Source organism: Geminocystis sp. M7585_C2015_104, assembly GCA_015295805.1.
GTDB lineage: Bacteria > Cyanobacteriota > Cyanobacteriia > Cyanobacteriales > Cyanobacteriaceae > DVEF01.
The window spans coordinates 24,489-39,807 of sequence record DVEF01000052.1 but is presented as its reverse complement, the minus strand read 5'-3'; the positions used below and the strand labels follow the sequence as shown (position 1 = coordinate 39,807).

The 15,319-nt window shown below is 41.5% G+C and carries 9 protein-coding genes, 1 tRNA gene and 1 pseudogene; 4 read left to right on the top strand and 7 right to left on the bottom strand.

Annotation, left to right across the window (positions count from 1 at the left end):
- Positions 1 to 36 precede the first annotated feature (36 nt).
- A pseudogene (locus IGQ44_05880) lies at positions 37 to 462 on the top strand (hypothetical protein).
- A 2,290-nt stretch (positions 463 to 2,752) separates the two neighbouring features.
- On the opposite strand, the gene IGQ44_05875 reads toward IGQ44_05880, so the two are convergent.
- A complete protein-coding gene (locus tag IGQ44_05875; GenBank protein ID HIK37499.1) occupies positions 2,753 to 2,923 on the bottom strand; it encodes a hypothetical protein in 171 nt (56 codons plus the stop codon).
- 602 nt (positions 2,924 to 3,525) lie between these two features.
- Between IGQ44_05875 and IGQ44_05870 the strand changes: the two genes are divergently transcribed.
- The gene (locus tag IGQ44_05870) at positions 3,526 to 3,744 is read left to right on the top strand and encodes a hypothetical protein (GenBank protein ID HIK37498.1); all 219 of its coding nucleotides are present in this window, start codon (positions 3,526 to 3,528) and stop codon (positions 3,742 to 3,744) included.
- A gap of 1,694 nt (positions 3,745 to 5,438) precedes the next feature.
- On the top strand, positions 5,439 to 7,874 hold the full coding sequence (locus tag IGQ44_05865) for a glycosyltransferase family 39 protein (protein HIK37497.1): 2,436 nt from the start codon (positions 5,439 to 5,441) through the stop codon (positions 7,872 to 7,874).
- A 209-nt stretch (positions 7,875 to 8,083) separates the two neighbouring features.
- On the opposite strand, the gene IGQ44_05860 is transcribed toward IGQ44_05865, so the two are convergent.
- From IGQ44_05860 to IGQ44_05850, 3 genes are all read right to left on the bottom strand, one after another.
- Positions 8,084 to 8,821, bottom strand: a complete 738-nt coding sequence (locus IGQ44_05860; protein HIK37496.1) for a hypothetical protein — start codon at positions 8,819 to 8,821, stop codon at positions 8,084 to 8,086.
- Positions 8,822 to 9,190: 369 nt separating this feature from the next.
- Positions 9,191 to 10,009 (bottom strand): pentapeptide repeat-containing protein, encoded by an 819-nt coding sequence (locus tag IGQ44_05855; protein ID HIK37495.1) that lies wholly within the window; start codon positions 10,007 to 10,009, stop codon positions 9,191 to 9,193.
- A 28-nt stretch (positions 10,010 to 10,037) separates the two neighbouring features.
- Positions 10,038 to 11,270, bottom strand: a complete 1,233-nt coding sequence (locus IGQ44_05850; protein HIK37494.1) for a hypothetical protein — start codon at positions 11,268 to 11,270, stop codon at positions 10,038 to 10,040.
- 62 nt (positions 11,271 to 11,332) lie between these two features.
- Between IGQ44_05850 and plsY the strand changes: the two genes are divergently transcribed.
- Complete coding sequence (plsY, locus tag IGQ44_05845) at positions 11,333 to 11,977, top strand: glycerol-3-phosphate 1-O-acyltransferase PlsY (GenBank protein ID HIK37493.1); 645 nt, start codon at positions 11,333 to 11,335, stop codon at positions 11,975 to 11,977.
- Here plsY and IGQ44_05840 read toward each other — a convergent pair.
- From IGQ44_05840 to IGQ44_05830, 3 genes are all read right to left on the bottom strand, one after another.
- Complete coding sequence (locus tag IGQ44_05840) at positions 11,974 to 12,480, bottom strand: hypothetical protein (GenBank protein ID HIK37492.1); 507 nt, start codon at positions 12,478 to 12,480, stop codon at positions 11,974 to 11,976. The genes plsY and IGQ44_05840 overlap by 4 nt on opposite strands.
- Before the next feature lie 31 nt (positions 12,481 to 12,511).
- Entirely contained in the window at positions 12,512 to 14,404 is a 1,893-nt protein-coding gene (locus tag IGQ44_05835; GenBank protein ID HIK37491.1) for a S9 family peptidase, read from the bottom strand.
- 815 nt (positions 14,405 to 15,219) lie between these two features.
- Positions 15,220 to 15,293: transfer RNA gene (locus IGQ44_05830), tRNA-Met, on the bottom strand.
- Positions 15,294 to 15,319 lie beyond the last annotated feature (26 nt).

Here is a 15,319-nt window from a genome sequence, read left to right as displayed (position 1 = left end):
GTCGTTACTCCCACCTGTGGGGGGTTGCCTATGACGATGTTATATTTGGCTGAAGTGGTGAAAAACAAAGAAACGGGAAAGTTACAATTACATCTTTTAGCAGTGGAGGAGTCTCGTTTACAATGGACCTTATGTGATAACAAGTATCTTCCCCTAGAAAAGGATGATAATTTTACTGAGGGTTTGTTGTTACTGGTGGAGTTGAATAGGGATTATCAGATTTTGCGTTGTCAGTCGGCAAGAGACTGGGTTTTGAGTATCTTGAAGGAGTTTCTAGTGGAAGGCCATTGTAATCATAACATTAACATTCCAGAGGAACAAGCCCGTCTGGAAAAATGGCGACAGGAGTTGACTTCCCAAAGTCAGGATTTAACTAGGATGCGTTTGGAAATTGAGACTAGAAGGGAGGAGTTGCAACAATTAGAACAAAGTTTATTATGGGAGAAGGAGAGACTTAAATCCCTCCTACAGTCTCAATCTCAGTCTCAATCTCAGTCTCAGTCTCAATCCACCTCTTTTTCTCCCCCTCCTCCCCCTTCATCTTCCCCCCAATCCTCTTGTTAAGCTGCCACTGACTGTAAACAACTTCTCTAAACAACTACCCCCATCAACTACTGATTGTTTTCTTTCTCATTCCCCACCCCTTGGTGGCTTTTACACCCCGCCTTTTCGTCTTTCCTTACTCCCTCCAATTTATCTCACTTTTTGTATTTTCTCTTTCTACCCCAGTCTGATTAATCTGGTTGCCTTCCCCAATTCATATCTCATATAAACTGGCCGTTTGTATTTAAAAAATTACTTTTTTTACCTCTTTTCTCCCAGTTACTCTATTACTCTATGTGAGTCAAAAGCCTAGATTTATATTCTCTCTTTTTGTCTTCTTAAGTCTGATTATCTTGCCCCATCTTTAACTGTCTATATTGTTTATTACCATCTCTTCCCCAGCTGACCAGTCAATTTATAGTTTCTCTTGTCATCTTTTTTGAGTATAATTGACACGTCTAAACTAGCCGTCTGGGTTTGCAACCACTCTAATTTCCTTCCCGTCAGTCTAATCCCTCTCCCCTCCCAGTTATGTCATATAAACTATTGTCCGAATTTAAAACTACTCTAGTTATCTTTATTCCTCGCCAATAGGGTTATCCCATACATATCCGGTGGTTTGGGTTGACACCTTCTTCTGCTGATTGTATTTCCACATTTTTCTGTATTCATTTTCTACTTCGGTTTTATTGCTGGTAGTGTATGCGTCTATGTCAGTCTTTTTCTCCCCTAGTTACCCTTCAACCGGCTATATGGATTGATAACCATTTCTTTTATTCTTTTTAGCCTAGTAAAATTATATGACTCAGTTGTCTTGGTTTATAAGCTCTTGTTTTACCCCATATACTTTTCTCCCACTCAAATTTAAGTTGTTTGTATTATTCTTTTTTTCCTAAGCCAATCAATTTATTGATAGTCGTATCCTCTTGTCTAAACTGATACTTATCCTTTATATCTTCCCAAAGCCAGTCGTCTGAATTTAAAACCACCCCCGCTAACTATTCCAATCTGGTTTAAGCCTAATTGTCTAGTTTCATAAATCAGCTGCCTAAATTAGTATTTTCCCTTCTTGTTTTCTCTAGTGTTGTCACTCCACCCCATATCCTTCTGTGTGGAATAGTTATACCCTTTTGTCTAGACTTGTATTCCCCCTTTGTATATTCCCCCAGTCTAACCACCCCACCTACACTGGCTATAAATAACAACGACTGTTTTTGCCTGCCTCCACTGCCATTGTCTTATTAGACGTCTGAATTAGCATCATACCTTTCCTTATATTAGTCAGCCGTCTAGATTTACATTGTTTCTTCCACATGTATCTGTCTACCCCACTTGATTGCCTTTGTTTTTTGACTGTCTTTTTTTATACCGCTTCTCACTCTATTTATACTCTTTAAGTCTTGTTACCTTCCTACGGCTGTTGCTTTTTCCAAAGGAAGTCACTTCCTATAAATCAGCCGTTTTGCTGTAAACCTATTCTTATTTCTCTAAACCGACTACCTTAGCTGGTATAGCTGACATTTGATTGTCTGTATTCTATCTTTTTTCTGTCTTGCCCAACCATCTATATTTTCCGTGTAGATGTATACCTCTGTTGTTGTTTCCTCTCAGTCTGATTATTTATCCTGTAAACCGGCAGCCTGCCTTTACAATTACTCCTGTTTATCTATTTTATCTATCCTCTTATGGTTGGTTTCTAGAAATCAGTCTCCTAGACTTATAACTACTCCCGTTACCTCCTTTCATGTATTCACTCCTGATAAACCTGTAGTCTGGATTAACACTAATTTTCTTGTTATATACTCCCAAGGCGGTTACTCCATTTTATATAATACAACCACCCCTCTTACCTCCCTTTTCATCCAGTTGCTTTCCACAAATCAACCCCTTGGATTGACACTTCCTCTTGCCATCTTCCCCTGTCTCATGTAAACCAACCATCTAGACTCCCAATTCTCTTCAATATACCCTTCCCCCTTTTGACCACTCGATTCGACAAATTATACTTTATTTATTCCTCTTTTTTGCCCCACTTTGATAGTCTATTTGAGCTTATATTTAATCCTATTAATACTCTAATCCAGTTGTTTATACGACTCATTGGTTTACATTGATGACTCTTCCTAATCCCCAGTTTGATTATCTATATAAAAATCCCTTTTTCCACAACGCCTAAGTCTATTTAAGCAGATTTGTAGGTTGTTTGGAATTAACAGTTGCCTTTCTGACTTTTCTCAATCCACTCACCCTCTGGATTCATATCCCCTTTCTCCCCGCGGCAGTCTGGCGGCTTGACTAGTTGTTTTGTTATACTCCTTTTTTTACCTACCCTATTGGGGTTATTCCACCCAGCTAATTTCTTCTGGATTGACACTATCACCTGCTATTTCCTGTCAATCACTTATGGTCACTTCTGTTGTTATCTCTCCCCAGTCTATTTCCTCTACTTATCTCATTATTTCTATTCCCCTCCCAAATCCAGTTGCCACTTTTAAATAATTCTGCCTTCTGGATTTATATTTTTTTGGCTTATTCAGGCTAGTTAGTTTATTGGCACTATTACTTCATATTCTCCTATTGAATACAATTATCCTCCAATACCACTTTTGGATTTATACTTACCTTTTCTATATTTAGAGGGGTTTATATTGAGAAGGGAAATTTCAATCCAGAGGCTGTGGTAAGGAAAACAAAGGGAGAATAGACATGGTTGGGTAGACAAAAAGAGAGATTATTAATTCAGATAGTTGGTTAATGGGAAGACAGAAGGGAAGTTTCTATTCAGATGGTCAATAATGGGTTATGGGGGAGTAGAATAAAGGGGTAAATGTTAGTGCGGTTGTAGAAAAGCAGAAAAGCAGAAAAGCAGAAAAGCAGAAAAGTAAAAAGGGGGTGTTTATTGTGGGGGAAAACAAAGAGGAAGGAGTGTATACCTAAGACAGTTGGTTAAAGGGAGATAGAAATGTTAGTTTAGTTGGTGGCTTGATTTTGGATTCAATAGAGGGAAAGAATACATATCTAGCCACTGGTGGGGGGATAGAAGGAGTAATTGTCAACCCAGACATAGGAGTATACAAGGAGAAAATATCCATCAGACAGTCATGGGTGAGAGGATGGGAAAAGAAGGGGAGGATATTAATCCAGATAAATGAGGGGAGAAGAAGGAAAAAAAGAGGATGCAGACAACAGGCTTACGTGTGACTGGGGGTGACGACTTGATGGCGGGATTAGTTGGATTAGATGAAACAACTCGATAAAAAAAAAGTATCAACAATGATAGAGGTATGAATTAACTGGATTGGAGAAGGCTAAGAGGATAATTGTATATATGAGACAACCAGACTAGAAGAATACAAAAATAGTCATTGTCAACCTGAACAGCTAGTCTATCACATGGAGTCATTAGATGGTGTGAATATAGGGAGTTAGTATGTTGATGGGATAGGATAAAACAGAAGAAGAAAGGTAACTAAGGGGAAGGGGAAGGAGTAAATCCAGATAGTCAATTGAAATGGGATGAGGGGGAGATAGATTTCCATACAGTAGACTGGGTTAAAAGAGGGGGAAAAGGGTAATTGTAGACAATACGAGACAACTAAATTGTAAAAAGACAATAGTCAGTTATTGAATACAGTAGACTGGCATAATGCAACCAGAGGGAGATGAGTAATAGAAGTGTTTGTAAATCCATATGGTTAGTTTGTGTGGGATGGATAGACTGGCAGAGTAGTTAAATTGGGGATAATGACAAGGAATGACAAGAGGGAGTATGTATGTGAGGAAATTGACTTATATTCTGCCTGTTAACTTTCCTTCTGTTAAACCCCTTTAAGTGTTTATCTTCTTCTCATATTTTCCTCCTTGTTGGGGTTTCTGAATTAATACTGCCTCTTTTCTACTTTTGCCTTAACCCTTTTTGCCTATCTGGGGGATTCCATTTTTTGCGCCAGTTTTATTGCCGGATGTTGTCTGACAAGACATGCTTTTTTCCACACACCCCCGACGGCAGCAGGGTGTCTAGTGGCATATACTTTCTCCCCTAGACATGTTTGATTGCCACCGGGGGGAGGAGATATAGTTTTTTCTCTAAAAAGACTTGACTTATCCCATGTCTAAACAGTATAGACTTTTTTCCAGATACCCCTAACAACTATAAGTTGTCTGATAGGGTATACCCCCTTCCGTTGCCTCCCTGACTTTTAGCTGTCTTGTCTAACAGTATATACTCTCTTCCCAGACAGTCTTGATGGCTACTAGTTGTTTAATAGCTCCATTACAGGGTATGCTGTTTACTCTGTATATTGGCTACTAGCTGTCTAACAGTATACATCTTATTCTCATGGACACCCTTGATTTGTTATTAACTTCTCCTTCCCAGACACTCCTGACAGCGACTAGGCATCTAAATGGATTTGACTGCTATCAAGTGTCTGGCAGTATACTCCTCCGGATACTCCTGGCGGCGGCAAGGTGTCTTCAGGTGATATACACTGGCAGCTGACTGGGTGTCATATACCCTTGACGGCGGCTGGGTGTCTAGTAGTGTATACCTTTTATCCCAGACGTCTTCGATTACTGCTAGCCGTCTAACAGTATATACTTTTCTTCCTAGACATTCCTGATGGCTACTAAGTGTCTAACAAGATATGTTGCTTCCCACAGACACCCTTCATTACCACCTGGTGTCTGACGGTATATACTCTTTTTCCAAAAATACTCTATTGATGCCAGGTGTCTAGTAGGATATGTCTTTTTCCAGACGTCTTTGATGGCTACTGGATGTTTTAGATATTTGACTGAATATGCCTGCCTTTATCAACATGAAATTTCCCTTCTCTTTCCCCCCCAACCTTAGGACTTTTGTGTGTCTTGTAGGCATATGGGGATTTAGTTTTTTGTTTGATCAAGTCTGGTTTGCCTTGGATAATAGCATACCAGCATGGGATCAGTCAGAATATCTTAATGGTGTCATGTTGTATCAGGAGGCATTGAAAAACCCCCGCTGGCTGGATGGGGATTGGTGGCGCGATTTTTGGCTTCTTTCTAAAAAAGTGCCCCCTGGTATGTATATTATCACGGCATTTTTCTTTTTTGTATTTGGGGCAAGTGTTGATACTGGCAGTCTGGTATTATCACTTTTCAATTTTGTCTTATTGGTGAGTCTCTTTTTTTTGGGTAAATTGTTTTTCAACCAAAGAGTGGCTTTATTTGCCTGCATCCTCTCCCAACTTATCCCCGGTTTATACTATTACCGACGCGAGTTTTTACTAGATTTCCCTCTAGCATCTCTTGTCACTTTTGCCTTTACCTCCCTCAGTTACTGGTATTTCTCTGTGGGGAATTCTGCCTTTTGGGGTATTATTCTCGGCATCTCCCTTGGCTTATGCTTGTTGCTGAAACAGACTTCTCTTTTCTTCCTCCTCTTCCCCATGATTTATGTTTTTCTTTCCACTATAATCTGCAAACTTTGGCTTAAACTGTGCCAATTTACTGTTAGTTTACTTGTGGCAGCTGTATTTTTTTGTCCCTGGTATCGCACCAATTGGTTGACTATTTTTACCGCCGGCAAAAGGGCCACCATTGACTCAGCAATTGTCGAAAATGAGCCACCATTAAACACCTTAAAAGCCTGGACCTTGTATGCTGAAAGTATACCGTATATTCTCTCATCATTTCTATTTATAATTTCCCTTGGCTTTGGAGCATACTGGCTTTTAAAATGCCTCATCAACTCTAGAAATATTATTAGTATTACCACTGGATATTGTAACAAAAAACAGGGAATGGTTTTTGGATGGATGTTGATGTTTTTCCTGGGTGGCTACCTTCTATCCTCCCTAAATGTCAACAAGGACATACGTTACATATTACCCCTGTTACCCGCAGGATGTCTGGTAATTTCAGCGTTGATATATAGTTACAAAGGCCGGGGTAAACTGACTATTAGGATTTTAACAACTGTTGTATTAATCGTGTTAATGACTCTAAATAGTTTCCCCATAGGATGGAGTTTTGTTACTGCTAAATTGAGTCCAAAAATGCAACGTTTCCCCTACAGAGGCAAACCTTGGGCGACTCGAGAAGTGGTTGAAACTGTTATAAACCACAACCCTTATTTGAAAACAAATATAGGTGTTTTGCCTTCCACTCCTGAGGTCAATCAGTATAACATATCTTTCTATGGGGCTATTTCCGGCTTTCGGGTTTTTGGGAGGGAGGTGGGCGTGAAGAAAAAATATATTTCCGAAGACATTAAATCCCTGGATTGGTTCCTTACTAAGACTGGTTATCAAGGCCCAATTTCTGATAGTCAAAGGGAAATGATTAAAAAAGTAGAAAAAAGCGAAAAATTTCGGGTGGTAAATACCTGGAATCTGCCGGATGGAAGTGAGTTAAGATTGTTTCACAGTATTGAACCAAAAAATGAGGTAAAAATGTTGGATACTAGGGGAAGCCAGCTAAGACTAGAAGGAGTATTATTGCCAAGAGAGTTTGGAAAAGGGGAGGTTATTCCTGTTAATTATCAGTGGGTTGGCAGTTGGGATAAACTTATAAATGGCATCCTGATTATAGACTGGGTTTCCGTAGATAATCCCGAAAAAAAATGGATACATGATCACAGGTTAGGTTGTGGGGAGTTATATGATAAAAATAGCCGCAATTTGCCTCCTGGTCAAGACTTCTCTTTGACAGAAAATATGGCAATGTATATCCCCGAAAATATGCCGGAAGGGGATTATACCCTAAGGGTTACCTATTTACACCAGAAGACTGGAGAAACACACCCCGTTGCTATCCCGGAAATTAAAGTTAGCATAAAGCAGAATTCAACTACTATCCCCCACGACAGAGAGTTGGACTTAGTCAGTCAGTTAAGACTTTTGGCAGCCATTTTGCCTAGGGGTATTGACGAGTTTGGCCATCTTTTCAGTGAAATAGGTAGAATTAATCAATATGACCCTATCCAAGATTACCTGTCTGTGGCAGAAAAGACAATAACATACCGTCTTTCCCGGGAAAATAATCTGGATTATCTCTACACTCTTCTTCTCTCCCAAGTATTACAACAAAAAGTCAATCAAGCTATAAAAACCGCCTTTTTGTTGGTAAAGGAAAATCCCGATAACCCCTACAACCATGCCTATTTAAGTTTCCTCTACCTATACGATTGGCGTGGAAAACAAGGGGAGAAGGCTATTGACAAGGCGATAGCAATTCAACCAGGGGTAAAAGAGTTTTGGTATCTAAAGGCAATTAGCAATTTTATGCAGGGGGATTTTATCGGCTTATGGTGGACTTTCCATCAATTTAAAACTCTTCTACCCTCATGATTAATAATAGGGGTTTCGAGACAACTTTTTAAACAATGGCCGGCGGAGTTAACAATAATTGCCGGGCACAATTTTAGGAAATGCCTAGAAAAGTACTACCTTAGTATGTTGCTGCAAAAATAAACGGAAAAAACAGAAAGTTTCTCTACTCCGCCGAGGGATTTGGGAATTATACTGTCCTCTATTTTTGTCTATCTGTCAAGGGGATTTTATTCTCCTTCACCCCAGCTTGAAACCGAATCTATGAGTATTCCCAATTCTTCCTTGCCAAGCTGAATGTCGGGAAGGATATTGTTTACTATATATAACAGTATTTTGCTATTCAAAAAGAGAATGTTGTTTCCCAAAACCCCCATCCAACTCTCACCCATTTTTGTGCTATGCCAGATTTTTTTTAAGACAAAATATCCCAACAATAGGGGCAAGTTGTTCTCTAGAGTCGCAGAAGTAGAATTGTAAATTCTAGAGGTTATAGTCATTATTTTACCATGTAGTTCATCTTTCAAAACTATTGTAAATAATGCTCCCCCATCGTAAAAGTATAAGTCTAAACCCTGCCAACTTTTCCAGGGGATAAACTCGTATTCTTCTCGTTGGTTTTCCAATATTAATCCATGAAGAGTAAACAGTAAAAATGTTTCCAATTCCTTCTCCCCAAATTCAAAAATAAAATCCCCGGAAATGTTTACCAGAAAATGGGAGCCGAAAAACAGCACAGCAGGAGGATTATGCTGAAAATGCTTTATAACATCAACAGCGGAAATAACCTTACCTTTACGAGTATAAACTAGGGGATTTATGGGAAATTTAACCCCATCTAATAGGAAAAGAGGTATTAGGTTTTCTTTGTGTAAAAACAGAAGGAATTTGAGTAACACCAGAGGAGACTCTTTACTGTTAGGCAAAATGAAGGGGGGGTAGATATCTAAACCAGATGGGTGTAGCATAATACAAAAGGTAAACTGTTTGAGCTCACTATATACATCCGGCAAAGGGAATCAATTTATGCATTATGCAATGAGTTTTTGCAGGGGGAAATTTACTTTCTAGAGTTTAAGTCTGTAATATTATAATGTCTCCAGAAAATAGCCCAATTCACGTAGTAGATTTCCGGCAAAAAAATTATTGAGGGAATCAAACTTATGGAAAAGGAAGTCAATTTATGTAGACTGTGAGGGGGAGTATTGTATTATCGTCAAACAGGTTTTCCAGTAATGGGGAGTCAACTTAGCTGGTGTATGGTATAACAAAACAGGCATTCCAGTGAAAGGGGGGATAGTGGGGGGAAGACTTACAGTCATGAGCCCTCGCTTGTATTATTTGAATATTAAATCAGTGATATTGGCGCCTTCAAAATTAGTCTGGCTGATATTAGCACGAATGAGACTAGCCTTTGTTAAATTAGCACGAGTTAAATTAGACCACAAAAGGTTGGCTTCTTCAAGATTTGCCTCGGAAAAATCCGCCATTCTTAGACTACACCAAGCCATGTGCGCGCCATAAAAATTGGCACGACGAAATACCCCGCCAGCAAAATTGGCGCCTGCCAGACTGGCATGGCTGAAGTTGGCGCCTTCTGCCTTTACTCCCACAGCATTCACCCCATTTAGTTGACAGAGGGACAAGTTAGCTCCCTCTAGGTTAGTATTGATCAAGATGGCATTAGTAAGGTTGCTACCCTGTAAATTGGCGCCTTGTAAATTGGCATCTGTCAGATTGGCACGACTGAGGAGACAATTAATCATCGTGGCATTGCTAAAATTAGCCTTTTTTAGAATTGCATCGTGTAACAAGGTGCACACTAGCCTGGTATTACTAAAGTTAGCCTCACTCAGATTAGCATTCCTCAAACTGGCATCGCTTAAGTTACTACCCTCAAAATCACTTCCCACCAGTTGAGACTGAATTAGGTTTATCCCCTGTAAGTCTCCCTTTACAACTGCCTTAGTCAAATTTGCTTCTTTTAGGTTGGCCTCAATCAATTTACAGTCGACGAAAGTTACACCACTCAAATCTGCTTCTTTCAGATTAATTCTCTGAAGATCAATATTACCCATAAATTGCCCCCTTAGCTCAATCTTCTGAAAGTCTGTCTCCCCCCTGTTATATCTTTCTATCAATTCTTGTACATCCATTGTCTTTGGAAGCTAGTTACAAGTGGTCCTAAGAATCACTATGTTGACATAAAATGGTGGCAATTTTTTGGGAGGCACCGCCCTGTCCGAGTCTTTTTTTGCCATTGGCAGCAATCATTTCCCACAAGTCTGGTGCTGACAATAATTGTAATATTTTTTCCCTCACTTGTTGGGGATTATCTACCAATTGGAGAGAGATACCCAAAAGTCGACGCTGATTACGGGCAAATTGCAAGTTGTATTGCGGACCTCGGCCAGGGAAGGCAATTACGGGTTTGCCCAAACCCACAAATTGTTCAGTGGCAGTGCCAGCCATTGCTATCGCCATGTCACAATATTGTAGACACTGAGTGTAACTGTTTTGACTTACCACCAGTTGTCTACCTCTCTTAGTAAAAACTATTTTGTCGTCAGGGTTAAGCGGTACATTTACTGTTTTTTCGTCTTCCGACCATTGAAATCCCTTAAGAATATCAGTAAAATCCTTTAGGGGTAAATAGGGGGCAATAGCCGCAACAAATAGTAAGTCTACGGGGAAGTCGGGGAGGAGGGAGTCGATGGCCAGGAGAATTAAACGCCAATTATGGAGGGATTCGGGAAATCTAGAGCCGGGTAATAGTAGAATTTTAAGGAGATTGTCGTCATAATGGGGTATTGTTGTATCTAGACCATCCATCATAGGGTTACCACAGTCATACACCCTAATTCCATAGCGACGAAGGGAAGAGGCAGTGAAGGAATCACGGGGAAACGCCCCCATACAACGGGGATGCTTCAAAAGGCAACGCTCCCAGGGGTAGTAAACAGAGTCAAACCACCTCTCCCAGCAAGGGGTTTCTTCTAACCACCCCTCCTCGTCTTTGAGGTAATACTCGGATTTGGCTGTACCAACAAAGTAGTACTTAGCACCACTAAGCCAGGCAAATAGAAGAGGAAGAATGTCACCGACGGCCAGGATTATACCCCCTGGGTGTTTTTGTACCCATTTCCTGGTGGCCCTATACTGGGATATAATCAAGGCTAATAATCCCTGACGGATGTCTTGCCACAAGTGCTTTTTATCCATGTAGATGAATCCCCCGGAAGGCATAGACTTAACCCTAGCAATGAGGGGGATATGGGCTTGTCCATAGGCAAAACCCTCTCCAACCATCGCCAACCCCCACACCCGGGCGTCAGGGGAGATTTTTTGCAGGGCCTGGATTATTCTTATGGCAATGGCATCTTCACCATGCCCGTTACTTATAACCAGTAACTCCATGGGAGATAGAAGTGGAACAATAGGATATAATCAGAGGAAGTGCGCCCTTAGTATTCTAGCCCATGACTGTTTCTTTTTTGCTTTGTCTACTGCTGTTTCTGGTGGCCTATCTTTTGGGTAGCATCCCTACCGGTTATCTTATTGCCCGTTGGTTGAAAGGCATTGACATCCGACAATACGGCTCGGGTTCTACTGGTGCTACAAATGTACTTAGGAATTTGGGCAAATGGCCGGCATTAGTAGTATTTGTAGTAGACGTAATGAAAGGAGTCTTGGCGGTATTAGCCGTTAGGTTATTGTATCGGTTTTACCCAGAATCCATTCCCTCCTCTTGGCAAGACTGGTTAACTGTCACATGTGCCTTACTAGCTGTAGTGGGGCATAGTAAGTCCATTTGGTTGAATTTCACGGGGGGTAAGTCGGTAGCCACTGGCTTTGGGATTCTGTTGTCCATCAATCCCCTGTTGGGGTTAGGCTCGTTTTCTGTTTTCCTGGTAGTGGTAGCTATTTCCCGTATAGTTTCCCTAAGTTCCATTGCTGCCGCCATTGCTGTTAATATCCTTACTTGGATTGTTATACCCTCCCCCCCCTATGTAACTTTTGCCTTACTCGCCGGTGTGTATGTTATCCTTAGACACCGTAGTAACATAGAGAGGATTTTAGCAGGTACAGAGCCTAGAATTGGAGAGTCTCACCCGGTGCATTAAGGCTTTTCGCTGGGGAAAAGGGCATCTGGGAAATCTTGGGCTTTAATACAGGTTTCCATAGCCGTCATGGGGTTGCTACCACTGATTGCAAGGCCAATTACGCATTCTGCCTGCCTTTTGGGCAACAGACTCCTCTGACAGGTTTTTAGTGCTAGTTGTAATGGTGTTTCTCCCCCTTTTGCACTCTCCCTTATCTGTAGCACTTTTTTATCTATATCAACTACACAATTGGCCATTTCTAGAGGGCGTCTAACCTGATAACAGCTGGTTAGGGCGGTTTCTGGGGGGATACCGGTAGCTACGATTTTAGACACACAACCAGAGAATTCTTGGGGGGATAGGGAGGTGGCACATCCCACTTGAGCTTTTTCACCTGTCACCCCGCTTTCTTGCAGTTGTCGCATACATACCCGGAATGGATTTTCTCCCTCTGCCTTTACTGGCAGTGTTGGTGGCAGAAACGTTAATAACACAAATGTAGCACGCACTAATAGTCCACTCATTTTCCCATCAGTGCCATTATTACAGTTATTCTTATCTTACTCCTGTTGGCCGCAACCCGAATACCCTCATATAGAAAAAGTACTCACTGTCTAGGGCTTTTTTGATATTTTCTGCTTTTCTGAAACCATGTTGTTCGTCGGGGAAGGTGATATACTCAGTGTCAATCCCCTTTTGTTTCAATGCCTGATACATTCTCTCTGCTTGAGAGGGGGGTACAATTTTATCTTCTAAACCCTGAAAGAAAATGACAGGACAGGATAGTCTGTCTATGTGGTATAAGGGGGATCTAGCCCTGTAGACTTCTTTGGCTTCGGGATAGTTGCCTATCAGCTTATCCAGATAGTGAGACTCGAATTTGTGGGTATCCTGGGCTAGGATTTCTAAATCGCTTACCCCGTAGTAGCTGGCGCCCGCTTTGAATGTGTCATGGAATGTTAGGGCGGCAAGGGTGGTGTAACCCCCTGCACTACTACCAGAAATGGCCAGTTTGTTGCCGTCTACCAATCCCTTTTCTACCAGATACTTGGCGGCATTGACACAGTCTTCCACATCTGTTATACCCCATTGCCCGTATAGTCTTTCCCTATATTGTCGCCCATACCCCGTGCTACCTCCATAGTTAACGTCTACCAGGGCAAAACCGCGACTAGTCCAGTATTGTATTCTTAGATTATAGGCGGGGGAGGTCATAGCTGTGGGTCCACCATGGCTTTTTACCAACAGGGGGGGTTTTGTGCCTTCGGGGGCTTGAAAGTCTTTGTTCCTTGGGGGATAATACCAAGCATGGGCAGTCTTACCGTTACTGGTGGGGAATTCTATTGCTTGGGGGGTAGAGATATATCCTTCGTCTATGTCCAGGTTGCTAGACTGTTTTAGTATATGGTACTCCCCTTGTGCCAAGTTCATTTTAACAACTGCTGATGGTTGATGGGGGGCACTGCCGATGAATAGTATTTCCTTATCCTTTACTCTTAGGTAATTAATGGTGGTAAAGGGGAGACTAATGGGGTAGAATTGCTGTCTAGACAGGTCGATTTTTGCCAGATACCAACATCCCCTTTGAGTATAGGCACAAATAATCTCCTCTTGGTGACTAAACCCATATACGGATTCCCCAAATACCCAGTGAGGGTAGCCGATTTCTGCTTCCAGGGGGTAAACTGCTTTGACTGTCTCTCCTTGCCAACGGTAAAGATTCCACCACTGGCTACGGTCACTGCTAAAGTATAATACACCCTGGGGGCTAAATTCTGGTTGACATATAGACTCGTTGTCTCCACCGGCGATTACCCTGATGTTTTCAATCTCTCCTTGCCCATTGAATTCTCCTTGGCATAAAAAGGTACTATCCCAGGGCATATGGGGGTGATTCCATTGTAGCCAAGCCAATTTACTACCATCTGGGGAAACACGGGGGGAGGAGTAAAAATCTGCGCCCCTACTCAGGGTGGTAATTTTTCCTGTATCCAGACTAATAGCCACTATGGTATTCTCCGGTGGGGAGGAAAAATGGGCTTCTGCTACACATATTAACCTATTGCGGAGGGTATCCACACAAAAGTCGGCATAGCGCAATTTATTTTCTGGGGTTAAGGGTTGTGGTTTTTCCCCTATTTTTTGTACATACACCCTTTGGTCTTGAAAATTGGTAAAATAGACAGTGTCCTTATATACTACAAATGCCCCTCCACCGTATTCATGTACTCGACTGCGCACATTGAAGGGGAATGGTGTCACGTCTTCTGTTGTGCCGTCGGGGGAGTATTTTACAATGACATTTCTGCCTCCTTCTAAGGGGCGACTTTCCAACCAGTATATATTCTCCCCATGGAAAGATGGGCTACTTAAACCAACAGTCCCTGCTACAATCAAATCGGAGGTTATGGGTGAGGACCACGTCCCATATTCTGCCAATTCTACCATTATTTCTCTCTTTTTTCTTCTCCCAATGTTGTCCTGGTAGTGCCGCGATTATATTCTACCATTTTATCTAAATTTTTTGACTAGGTTTTCCCTACTGTCCCTTACGTTTTCTTCCAGTTTCGTCTGCTTTTTTTGTTGGGTTTATTTTATTAAACAACACAAACAACGCTATTGGGGGATTCAGAGGGTTTTTGCCGTGATTGTACTACTTTTAGCTTCTTTTCCGCCTTAGCTTGCCGGCTTTCACCTCTTAGCTTCTTCTCTTCTAAAAATTTTACTCTTGGATTTTTAGAATTTTTGAACTTCTCGCCTTTTCTACTTGAACAACTAGAATTGTTTTTTACTTACCACAAATCTTTCAGGGGGAACTAAAAGTGTACAATTGGTCCAACAATAAAAACCAGAATTTTTATAGAATTCTATATGGGGGGTTAGAAATGCTGAAACAAGGGGAGTGATTATATTCATCATATTTTTTTTTGGGCCTTTTTTTGGGCAAGATGAAATAAAAGGAAGCCTCTTTGTTTTCCCTTTATCCCCCTGCTGACAATTGTCCACCTGTAACACCGTTGGAATCTTCTGGCCCTCCTGGGGTTACAAATCTCACATCCTCCCCGACAGAATCCCCCCCATGCCCGTGCCCTTAGACTCCTTCTAAAAACACCCAATAACAACAGCCATAAAAGTCCCTCCGCCCCCCGACAATCCCCTAAATGATGCGCCACAGACGGGGACAGTGGTGATGATTTAGCGATTTAAAATTATGTTGCAATAACGTTAGACAGGCGGAGCTGTTGAAGAAGGGAAACTGGCCATTGCGGGAGATGGATTTGAACCATCGACCTTCGGGTTATGAGCCCGACGAGCTACCTGACTGCTCTATCCCGCGGCGCGTTTACAATTATAACGGATCTG